Source organism: Bacillus sp. C-3-6 (genome assembly GCF_054509685.1).
On record NZ_CM137247.1, the window covers coordinates 5,089,890 to 5,101,234 of the forward strand.

An 11,345-nucleotide genomic window follows, 5' to 3' on the forward strand; every position below is an offset into this window, starting at 1 on the left:
GAAAACCTTTGAACAGCCTCTTATTTTCATATGGATGCCTTACATATATCACTGATAATAATTATGAAATGCGGAAACATAATTACCATCAACTGATTCAAACATGAGAAATGAAACCCTACAGTGGTTCCATTTCTCTACATAATCTAAAGTTTGGGTACACTAGATTCATGCAATGTAGGAGCTTTCAGAGTAGAAAGCGAACCTTCGTTTAAAATGATAGCATACATATCTTCCTCAAAAATATGCAAATATGCATATATTGTTTTTATTTCTCAATGTCAGAATATTGAAAACCAAAAGACACGAAGGTAAAATAAAGTCATTATCCGTCTTCTTTTGTCAGTCACAGAGAATAGAAGAATAGGAGAGGAAAAAATGAGAAAATCATTGAAACAAAAAATAGTAAGCTCTTTGCTTGCTGTATCACTCGCTGTTAGCTTAGCTCCAATTGGGCAAGCAAAAGCGGATTCCACGTCAGAGGTTACACAAACTCCATCTATTACAAAACAGATTGATCCAAACCGCGCAATTGAACATGTTCGTTTCTTATCTGAAACAATTGGTCCTCGACCCGGTGGAACAAAATCCGAAGAATGGGCTTCTCGTTACATTGGTATGCAGCTTAAATCGATGGGCTATGAAGTAGAATATCAGCCATTTCAGGTGCCCGATCAGTACGTTGGATTCATTGAATCACCACTATCAATAAAACGTAATTGGCAAGCTGGTGCTGCTCCTAATTCACTAATTTCTACAGAAGCTGTTACAGCTCCCCTTATCTTTGTTCAAGGTGGGACAAAATTAGAAGATATTCCAAATGAAGTAAACGGTAAAATTGTTTTATTTGAAAGAGGAACGACAATTACAGACTATAATAAACAAGTTGAAAATGCTGTTAGCAAAGGTGCAAAAGGTGTTCTTTTATACAGTTTAATTGGTGGACGCGGAAATTATGGACAAACCTTCAATCCCCGCCTAACGAAAAAGCAATCTATCCCTGTCTTTGGTCTTGCTTATGCGCAAGGAAATGCATTTAAAGAAGAAATCGCTAAAAAAGGGACAACAATTCTTTCCCTAAAAGCGAGACATGAATCTAAATTAACATCTCTAAATGTTATCGCCACAAAGAAACCAAAAAAGAGTACCGGTAATGAAAAAGCAGTCGTTGTAAGTTCGCACTATGATAGTGTTGTCGGAGCACCTGGCGCAAATGATAATGCTTCTGGAACTGGATTAGTATTAGAACTAGCTCGTGCTTTTCAAAATGTAGAAACTGATAAGGAAATTCGGTTTATTACCTTTGGTTCTGAAGAGACTGGCTTACTTGGCTCCGATTATTACGTTAATAGTCTATCCCAAAAAGAACGCAATCAAATTTTAGGTGTCTTTAACGCAGACATGGTTGCAACAAATTATGATAAAGCAAAGAATTTATATGCTATGACACCTGATGGCTCTACAAACTTTGTAACAGACGCTGCCTTGCAAGCAGGTAAACAACTAAATAATGACCTCGTCCTACAAGGTAAATTCGGTTCTAGTGATCATGTTCCATTTACTGAAGCTGGTATTCCTGCTGCTCTATTTATTTGGATGGGTGTCGATAGTTGGAATCCATTAATCTATCATATCGAGAAGGTATACCATACACCTCAAGATAACGTATTAGAAAACATTTCACCTGAACGAATGAAAATGGCATTAGACGTTATCGGAACAGGGGTTTATAACTCGCTTCAAAAACCTGTTACTCAAACTGAACAGAAAGCTGCCTAATCAATAAAAGACCACTGATTTTTATCAGTGGTCTTTTATTGAGAAAAAATATATATGCATAAAAGCATATTTTATCCTACTCATTATCGTATACAATATTAACTGTAACAATACCGATTACAACTAATAAGGAGGCTTTTTCTATTATGAAAAAAATGATTTTAGTAGGTGCGTTAACTTTAGCAGGAATTACCGGCGCTACCGCGTTTATTCCTGAAACAAAAGTCGCTGCTGCCGCTCAAGAACAAAGCTTTACAAAATTTTATTCTTTGCAAACTGGAGGTAGTTCTGAACAAGAACCTATTTTCCTTCAAAAGGGACAAGAGTTAACAATTCAACCTAACAGCAAAACTCCTAGTTACAGTGTTTATGACTCAAATCATAACCTTATTGGACGTTATTCTGATGGTTACGGCCGAATTTTCACTGCAAAAACAGATGGAAATATGTACGTTCAATTTCATGCACCTTACGTTTACTATAGTCCTGTTAGTTTTTCTGTTACTTATACAGTCCAATAAAATAAAGGGCCTTTCTCAGGGGCCCTTTATTTTGCTTCCCAATTCACTTTTACAAAACCATCTTTCACCATTAAACCACTTATACTAAATACATACTTTTCATTTGCTTTTAATGTAGCTTTAAAAGTACCTTTTTTCGATTCACAGATTTCTTTTAACTCTCTTATACCTTCTCCTTTCCTTTCATACAAGCTAAAGCATAAATTCCCACGTTTTGCATCCGTCTCATAAGAAAATGTTACTTCTGTATCTTTTGCATACTCAAGTTCAATATCTTTCCCAGCAATATCCCATGATGAGAATTTTGCCTCATAACTTGTCTCCCCTCGCTTCTCATTTTCTAAATATATATCACCAGCTCTCCACATATCATCTAACGTTTGAACAAAAGCAAAGCCGCTAAGTAATACAAACATCGCACTTGCAAATATAACAACTAATGTTACCTTCTGCTTTTTCATACTCTTCATCGTATATTCTCCTTCTATTTTCTTGTTACTTCTTCGTATCATATATAACAAAACTCCAATAAAAAATGGCAATACAATCGCTATAACACTCCACCACTTACTTATTCCACGCGTTTTCGCATCTGTATACACCCATGATGCTACACATACTAAAAGTGCTATAAAAGCCAAAAACATTGTAATCCCAGCTATCTCAAATACTACAAATGGATTAGCGAACTCTATCATGTAATTTATACTCCTTCTTTAAAAATGACTGTATGACAACATATATCGGAATGTATAGGTGCATCATAATAACTATCGTTATAATGACAGATATTTTATGATCCAAATGACTAACAAACTGCTCTAGGGTGACTGTTAATACAATCATCCAAATAGCATGAATGAAAATAACCCATTTTCCCTCTAATTTCCGAGCATTTCGCACGCTCTGTTTCGTATGATTTATCAGCTCTTCACTAGGAATCATCTCTCCCGCTAAGCTACTTTTTATCTTTTGATCAAATTTATCTTCCTTCATAAACGAACCCCTCCAAATGTTCTCGCATTTGCTTCTTCGCATAATTAAGGCGGTATTTCACTGTACCAATCGGTATATTTAATATTTCACTCATTTCTTTATAAGAATATTGTTCATAATAGTAGAGTACGAGCACAGTTTTATACTTTTCATTCAATAACTGTATAACTTCCCGTATCATTTCCGCTTCCACTTTTTGAATAAATTCTTCTGATATATTCACTTCATCTGCGAAATCTATTTCTTCACCATCTTCTTTATGAAACAAATCCAATATTCGATCTTTCCATCTTTTTTCTTACGATAAAAATCATAAAACGTACGAACACAAATTGTAGTAATCCACTTTTTATAATTATCCACATAAGAAAGTTGGTGCCTAGAGGAAAAAACTTTTATCCACGTATCTTGAAAAATATCTTCCGCATCTTCTTTCGTTTTCGCTAACTTATAGCATAAGGAATATATTTGCTGCTTATATATATCAATTAATTTTTCTACCTTTTCTTCCATCATAAGCCTCCTGTCATTTATATAAGACGACGCAAATTATCCTTTTGTTTGATAAAATTTTATTTTTTTATTATCTCCATATAAAAAGGCAATCACAACATCGTGTGATTGCCTTTTATTTAAAAACGAAAGTCCGCTTCCGTTTTTCTTTATTGTCCAGCTCCAGTGGCTAGAATACTCGGTGGCTTCGGGACTAAACAGTCGGCTCCGCTTTTCTTCATTACATTTTTTCTGGTGCAGATACTCCTACGATTGCTAATGCATTTTGAAGTGTAGTGCGTACTGCTTTCATTAACTCGTAACGAGCTTTACTTAATTCTAAGTTATCTTGGTTCAATACTTTTTCTGCATTGTAGAAGCTGTGTAATGCTGCTGCTAATTCAAATGCATAGCTTGTAATGCGGTGTGGCAGACGTTTTTGTGCTGCATCCGCAACTACAGCTGGGAATTCACCAAGTTTTTTCAGTAACTCTACTTCTTTCTCAGAAGTAACAAGTTTGTAATTCACGTCTCCATCTGCAGCTAATCCTAACTCTTCACCTTGACGAAGGATACTGCATACACGAGCATGAGCATATTGTGCATAGTATACTGGGTTTTCATTAGATTTTGATACAGCTAAGTCCATATCGAAGTCTAAATGAGAATCACCGCTACGCATCGCGAAGAAGTATCTCATTGCGTCCACGCCTACTTCTTCCATAAGCTCACGAAGTGTAACTGCTTTACCTGTACGCTTACTCATTTTCATTTTTTCACCATTTTGGTACAGTTGTACCATTTGGATGATTTCTACTTCAAGTGTTTCTTTATCGTAACCTAGCGCTTGAATAGCAGCTTTCATACGAGGAATGTAACCGTGGTGGTCAGCACCCCAAATGTTGATTAACTTATCGAAACCACGCTCTAATTTATCACGGTGATAAGCGATATCTGGCGTTAAGTATGTGTAAGAACCGTCATTTTTAATTAATACACGGTTTTTGTCGTCACCGTAAGTCATTGAACGGAACCAAGTTGCTCCGCCTTCTTCAAAGATTTCGTCACGCTCTTTTAATACAGTAAGTGCAGCATCGATTTTTCCGTTTTTGTATAATGATGTTTCTGAGAACCATACATCAAATTTAACACGGAAGCTCTCTAAGTCTTTTTGAAGTTTTGCTAACTCATATTTCAAACCATATTCACGGTAGAATTCATAGCTTTCTTTTTCATCAGCTTTTGCGTAACGATCACCAAACTCTTCAGCTAAACGTTTACCGATTCCAATGATATCCGCACCATGGTAACCGTCTTCTGGCATTTCTTTCTCTAAACCTAATGCTTGCATGTAACGAGCTTCAACAGAAAGAGCTAAGTTATGAATTTGGTTACCAGCATCATTAATATAGTACTCACGAGATATATCGTATCCTGCTTTTGCTAATACGTTACATAAAGTGTCACCTACTGCCGCACCACGTGCATGTCCTAAGTGAAGGTCACCTGTTGGATTCGCAGATACGAACTCAACTTGTACTTTTTCACCTTTACCAGTGTTCGTTTCACCGTAAGCTTCACCAGCGTTTACGATTGTTGGAATTAAATCTGTTAAGTAGCTATTATCCATATAGAAGTTAATAAAACCAGGACCAGCGATTTCGATTTTTTCAATAGAAGCTTTTGCTTTATCGAAGTTTGCAACTAGTTCTTCTGCAATCATACGAGGCGCTTTTTTCGCAACGCGTGCAAGTTGCATTGCCATGTTTGTAGAGAAGTCACCATTTGTTTTATCTTTTGGAGATTCTAATACAACGTTTGGAATCTGTTCCTCTGTCGCTAATTCTGCCTTTAATACAGCAGCTTGAATTTCTTCTTTAATCAATCCTTTTACCTGTTCTAAGGAATTCATTATTTTGCCTCCTTCAAATTAATTGTAATTGTATATCTGCCAGCTTCTTGTTCACTTAGAAGCAATGCGTACGTTAAGAAGAGTTGTCCTTTTTTCTTTTCATCCGACCATTTAAAAAGAACGTTATCAGTTTTCGTTTGCAGTGCAAACGTACCAAGTTCACTCGTATACGTACCCGTTGTCCATTCACCTTTCACATGCGTCTGACGCATAGAAATAGCACCTGAACGCATAATGAGAACTTGTTCATCTTGAATTTTAATAATTGTTTTCACTTCGCCTTGTTCGTTCGGCTCCTGGAATGTTACATATGTACCTTGACCTTTTACATAGTATTGACCATTGGCTTCAAAAGCAACGGTTTCCTTCCTCGCCCCTTCACGGATTTCTGTTACGAAATGAACGTGTACCGGCAAGCCTGCAAGTTGTTTCTTCACGTCTTGCACACCTTTCAAATGTTATAGATATTAAATACTACTTATAATAAATCACTTTTCCTATCATATCAAAAAAAGACGCTGTCTGTCTGCTGAAAAATCAGGAAAACTCCATTTCAAAAAATAATTCACTTCTACTTTATTTCATGTGATAAAATATTTTTTAAATCTAAATATTCTTTTAATTATAGAGGTGAATTCAGTGATACCAACAAAGTTAAAAAAGGGTGATGAAATACGCGTGATTTCACCATCCTGTAGTTTAAGTATTGTTTCAAATGAAAATAGAAAACTTGCTACAAAAAGATTAACTGACATGGGCTTTCAAGTTACATTCTCAAAATATGCCGATGAGATAGATCAATTTGCTCCCTCTTCTATTTCTTCCCGCATTCAAGACCTCCATGAAGCATTTGGAGACCCTAATGTAAAAGCTATTTTGACGACACTTGGCGGATACAACTCCAATGGTTTATTGAAACATCTCGATTATGATCTAATTCATAAAAACCCGAAATTTTTCTGTGGTTATTCTGATATTACTGCCTTAAATAATGCAATTTACACAAAAACAGGGCTTGTTACATATTCGGGTCCCCACTTCTCTTCATTTGGAATGGAGAAAGGGCTCGAGTATACAAACGATTACTTTTTACAATGCTTAACCACTAATGAGCCTATTGAAATCATTCCGGCGGAAACGTGGAGCGATGATTCTTGGTATATGGATCAGGAAAATCGAGAATTTATAAAAAATGAAGGGTATGTTCCAATTCAAGAGGGGGAAGCGACAGGAGAAATTATCGGTGGCAATATGAGCACACTTAATTTACTACAAGGCACACCATATATGCCAAACTTAAAGGGCAAAATTTTATTCCTTGAAGAAGACAGTTTAACAGGAAAATCAACGATTAAAACTTTTGATCGCTATCTACATTCCCTTATGCAGCAACCTGATTTTGAACATATAACAGGTATTGTAATAGGAAGAATGCAAAAAGAAGCAGAATGTACGATAGCGGACATTCAAGAAATGATTTCTTCCAAACCTGAACTTGCACATATTCCTATCATTGCAAATGCAAATTTTGGACATACAACTCCAATTTTTACTTTTCCAATTGGTGGACATGCCAAAATCATTTCTAACAAAGAAAATACATCTATCACTATTTTAACGCACTAAAAAAGGAGCGAACGATTCGCTCCTTTTATGATTTTTCTATTTTTTGCAACGCTTTTTGCGGGATTGACTCTTTCGTTATTTCAGCCCATCCTTTTCCTTGCATACCTTTTGCATAAATTTTTATAAAAGCACCTGCATGCAATTCACGATTTACCATTCTTTTAATAATTTGTTGCTTTCCGTCCTCTGTATACCCTTTAAATGTATACAAATATTCACCGTCTTTTTTCTCACCTTTATCTACAACCGCATAATAATCTTGTATTTCTTTATTTGAAAAGAAGTTGTCTACAAAAGCATGTACACCTTCTGTTTTTGTGTTTAAATAATATGCTGTTCCCCCTAAAATGATGGCGAATACAGCTAAAACTTTAATTACCAATTTCATACATGCGCCTCCTGTTTGCACTTCTTTCTCACTAGTATTATATCTATACTTGTATTATACGGAAAAGAGCATACTATACTCTATCTAAAAGTCTTACACTTTCCTTACATTATTGTAAGGGATTTTTTCTTAAAGCAAGTTCCCAAGAAAAAATTTTTCCGTTTCATACACTTTTATATTATTATTGAATGATACGAATTTTTATTACAAAAATCAAAGGAGACAGTTTTCAAATGGCTATCTTGCAAGGTTTAGCACTATTACTTGTTGTACTTTGTCTATTTACACTTTTCAGTTACCGTGCGCCTTACGGAATGAAGGCGATGGGCGCTTTAGCTAATGCAGCAATCGCAAGTTTTCTTATTGAAGCATTTCACCGTTATATAGGTGGAGAAATGTTTCATAATGACTTTTTACAATCAGTAGGAGAAGCTTCTGGTAGTATGAGCGGTGTCGCAGCAGCGATTTTAGTCGCATTAGCAATCGGTGTTTCCCCCGTATACGCTGTTTTAATTGGTATCGCTACTAGTGGATTCGGTATTTTACCAGGATTTTTCGCCGGATACGTTTGTGCCTTCGTCGTGAAATTTCTCGAAAAGAAATTACCGGCTGGTGTGGAATTTTTAGCAATCCTATTTATCGCTGCACCAATCTCACGTGGAATGGCAATGCTTATGGATCCGCTCGTTAACGCAACACTTGGTAAAATCGGTTCTATGATATCAGTTGCAACTACAGAAAGTCCTATCATTATGGGTATTATGCTTGGTGGATTAATAACAGTTATTTCTACCTCTCCACTGAGTTCTATGGCACTAACTGCAATGCTTGGATTAACAGGTTTACCAATGGCAATTGGTAGTCTTGCCGTAGCAGCCTCAGCCCCGATGAACTTTATTTTCTTTAAGCGACTAAAAATTTGCTCAAAGAAAGACACAATCGCTGTAGCAATCGAGCCTTTAACACAAGCAGATGTTGTTTCAGCAAATCCAATTCCAATTTATGCAACAAACTTCGTTGGCGGTGCACTTGCTGGTATTATTACATCGCTATTCCAGCTTGTTAATAATGCACCAGGAACAGCATCACCAATTCCAGGTCTTCTTGTCCTATTCGGATTTAATGACGTTATAAAAGTAACGATTGCTGCTGTACTATGTGGAATCGTTACCACTATTGTCGGATACATCGGGTCTATTGTGTTCCGTAAATATCCGATCCGCTCTGCTGATGAAATTCGTGGAGTTACTTCGGAAGAGAAGGTTGCATAAGAAAAAGAGCTATTCCCATCGTTTGAGAATAGCTTTTTTTGTGTTGCGTAACGGTAAATGAAATTATACCGGCGATTTTTTTAATATATCGACTTACCGACACATAACGACAAAATAAGAGCCCTCTAATCATATAGAGGGCTCTTACTTTATCTAGCTGCAGCGGCTAATGATCGGTGGCTTCGCTTCTTCCTTCGAGGCAAAAAGAGCCTCTACGTCTGAAGCTCCATCCCCCTCACATTCTAAGCGAGCCGCTTCCGCTTTTATTTCTATCCAGTTACGCCTCCTAGACCCTTGCGTCTAAGAACCTTCCCTGCCAAAAGGTAAAAAGCACCTTTTGCAGGAAAGAACCTTAATCACCGGGTCTAAACAGTCGGCTTCACTTTTATTTCACCCAACCGAGCAGCATTTCCCGCACGAATTTGCTTGCTGCGACTGGTGTTTGATCACTATGGTCGTAGACTGGGGCTACTTCTACTAAGTCTGCTCCAACTACATTTATATTTGAATTTGCAATTGCTACGATGGAATCTAATAATTCTTTAGATGTGATACCGCCAGCTTCTAACGTTCCTGTTCCTGGAGCGTGAGCTGGGTCTAATACATCAATGTCGATTGTGACATAGACTGGGCGTCCAGCAAGTTTCGGTAATACTTCTTTTAAAGGTTCTAATACGTCAAATTTATATAAGTTCATACCTACTTCTTTCGCCCATTCAAATTCTTCCTTCATTCCAGAACGAATTCCGAAAGAATATACGTTTTCCGGACCAATTAAATCACACACTTTACGAATTGGTGTAGAGTGGGATAAAGGCTCCCCTTCATACGATTCACGTAAATCAGTATGAGCATCCATGTGGATGATTGCTAAATCCGGATATTTTTTTGCCATTGCCTTAAAAATTGGCCAAGACACTAGGTGCTCACCGCCGAGACCTAGTGGAAACTTATCGGCATCTAAAAGTTTTGATACATACTCTTCAATCATGTCTAAGCTGCGTTGTGCGTTTCCGAATGGTAATGGGATATCACCCGCATCAAAATATTTTACCTCTTCTAATTCACGATCTAAATACGGACTATATTCTTCAAGACCGATTGATACTTCACGAATACGTGCAGGGCCAAAACGAGATCCTGGACGGTAACTTACTGTCCAATCCATAGGCATCCCATAAATAACTACCTTTGACTCTTCAAAACTTGGATGACTTTTAATAAATACTTTACCTGAATAAGCTTCATCAAAACGCATATTCTTTTCCTCCTTATGTGGAACTTAAGGTATCCCAACCTTTCACTATTTCTCAAATTTGGAGCGAATTGCTCCTCTTTCTCGATTTACCGGGTCTTCTTTTTAACAACAAGAAGACGATTTTCTCTACAGAAGTGTAAGTAGCTAGCATGTTCAAGTCTTCTGGACAAACACCTTAAATGAGCTACTCACACTTTATTTGTTCAAGCTCGATTTTCTTACTTAATTAAATCGCCAACAAATTTCGGTAATGCGAATGCTGCGTTGTGTAATTCTTTTGTGTAGTATTTCGTTTCGATTTCGTGGAAACGCTCTTCACTTACTTCTAATGGATCATGTTTTTTAGATCCAATTGTGAACGTCCAAAGACCACTTGGGTATGTTGGAATATTAGCTGTGTATAAACGAGTAATTGGGAAAATTTCTTTTACATCTTTAAACACAGTCGTAATTAACTCTGGTGTGAACCAAGGGTTGTCCGTTTGTGCAACGAAAATACCATCTTCTTTTAACGCTTTTGAAATTCCAGCGTAGAAGCCTTTTGTAAATAGGTTTACTGCTGGTCCTACTGGCTCAGTAGAATCTACCATAATTACATCGTATTCATTTTCGCTTTCTGCGATATGTAGGAAACCGTCTCCTACTTTTACTTCTACACGCTCATTATCTAATGCGCCTGCAATTGATGGTAAGTATTGTTTAGAGTACTCAATTACTTTTCCATCGATTTCAACAAGAGTTGCTTTCTTTACACTTGGGTGTTTTAACACTTCACGAATAACACCACCATCACCGCCACCAACAACTAATACGTTTTCAGGGTTTGGATGTGTAAATAAAGGTACGTGCGCTACCATTTCATGATAAACGAACTCATCTTTTTCTGTTGTCATAACCATGCCATCTAAAATAAGCATGTTTCCGAACTCTTCCGTTTCAACCATATCAAGTTTTTGGAATTCTGTTTGCTCCGTATGTAATGTGCGGTTAATACGCGCCGTAATCCCAAAATGTTTTGTTTGTTTTTCAGTGAACCATAGTTCCATCGTACAATCACGCCTTTCAATGCAAATTTATAATAGGGACATCATTAATGTCCCCT

General features: G+C 36.9%; 11 protein-coding genes and 1 pseudogene. 4 read left to right on the forward strand and 8 right to left on the reverse strand.

The features are described from left to right. Positions 1-378 precede the first annotated feature (378 nt). Together ACW0JX_RS26180 and ACW0JX_RS26185 are read left to right on the forward strand one after the other, a co-directional pair. Positions 379-1,779 (forward strand): M28 family metallopeptidase, encoded by a 1,401-nt coding sequence (locus tag ACW0JX_RS26180; protein ID WP_459245223.1) that lies wholly within the window; start codon positions 379-381, stop codon positions 1,777-1,779. 146 nt (positions 1,780-1,925) lie between these two features. Further along, complete coding sequence (locus tag ACW0JX_RS26185) at positions 1,926-2,300, forward strand: hypothetical protein (protein ID WP_016079620.1); 375 nt, start codon at positions 1,926-1,928, stop codon at positions 2,298-2,300. 26 nt (positions 2,301-2,326) lie between these two features. Here ACW0JX_RS26185 and ACW0JX_RS26190 read toward each other — a convergent pair whose 3' ends face one another. From ACW0JX_RS26190 to ACW0JX_RS26210, 5 genes and pseudogenes are all read right to left on the reverse strand, one after another. Further along, a complete protein-coding gene (locus ACW0JX_RS26190) occupies positions 2,327-2,998 on the reverse strand; it encodes an ABA4-like family protein (protein WP_016079619.1) in 672 nt (223 codons plus the stop codon). After that, positions 2,982-3,296, reverse strand: coding sequence for a hypothetical protein (locus ACW0JX_RS26195; protein ID WP_016079618.1), 315 nt, complete (start codon positions 3,294-3,296; stop codon positions 2,982-2,984). Before ACW0JX_RS26195 ends, ACW0JX_RS26190 begins: the two co-directional genes overlap by 17 nt. After that, positions 3,283-3,809 (reverse strand): annotated as a pseudogene (locus ACW0JX_RS26200) (RNA polymerase sigma factor). Before ACW0JX_RS26200 ends, ACW0JX_RS26195 begins: the two are co-directional and overlap by 14 nt. Before the next feature lie 220 nt (positions 3,810-4,029). Continuing rightward, on the reverse strand, positions 4,030-5,700 hold the full coding sequence (gene argS / locus ACW0JX_RS26205) for an arginine--tRNA ligase (RefSeq protein ID WP_459245224.1): 1,671 nt from the start codon (positions 5,698-5,700) through the stop codon (positions 4,030-4,032). Continuing rightward, entirely contained in the window at positions 5,700-6,137 is a 438-nt protein-coding gene (locus ACW0JX_RS26210; RefSeq protein ID WP_000744343.1) for a YwiB family protein, read from the reverse strand. The genes argS and ACW0JX_RS26210 overlap by 1 nt, the downstream gene beginning before the upstream one ends. Positions 6,138-6,339: 202 nt before the next feature. Here ACW0JX_RS26210 and ACW0JX_RS26215 point away from each other — a divergent pair, with 202 nt between their 5' ends. Then, positions 6,340-7,326, forward strand: coding sequence for a S66 family peptidase (locus tag ACW0JX_RS26215; RefSeq protein WP_459245225.1), 987 nt, complete (start codon positions 6,340-6,342; stop codon positions 7,324-7,326). A 25-nt stretch (positions 7,327-7,351) separates the two neighbouring features. On the opposite strand, the gene ACW0JX_RS26220 is transcribed toward ACW0JX_RS26215, so the two are convergent. Continuing rightward, the gene (locus ACW0JX_RS26220; RefSeq protein ID WP_000779932.1) at positions 7,352-7,714 is read right to left on the reverse strand and encodes a YxeA family protein; all 363 of its coding nucleotides are present in this window, start codon (positions 7,712-7,714) and stop codon (positions 7,352-7,354) included. Positions 7,715-7,947: 233 nt separating this feature from the next. On the opposite strand from ACW0JX_RS26220, the gene ACW0JX_RS26225 reads away from it, so the two are divergent. Continuing rightward, positions 7,948-8,985, forward strand: a complete 1,038-nt coding sequence (locus ACW0JX_RS26225; protein WP_000996313.1) for a PTS sugar transporter subunit IIC — start codon at positions 7,948-7,950, stop codon at positions 8,983-8,985. 385 nt (positions 8,986-9,370) lie between these two features. Here ACW0JX_RS26225 and speB read toward each other — a convergent pair whose 3' ends face one another. Together speB and speE are read right to left on the reverse strand one after the other, a co-directional pair. After that, positions 9,371-10,243 carry an agmatinase gene (speB, locus tag ACW0JX_RS26230; protein WP_001209831.1) on the reverse strand — a complete coding sequence of 291 codons (873 nt, stop codon included), beginning with the start codon at positions 10,241-10,243 and terminating at the stop codon, positions 9,371-9,373. A gap of 218 nt (positions 10,244-10,461) precedes the next feature. Further along, complete coding sequence (gene speE / locus ACW0JX_RS26235) at positions 10,462-11,289, reverse strand: polyamine aminopropyltransferase (protein WP_000424696.1); 828 nt, start codon at positions 11,287-11,289, stop codon at positions 10,462-10,464. Between the last annotated feature and the right edge of the window lie 56 nt (positions 11,290-11,345).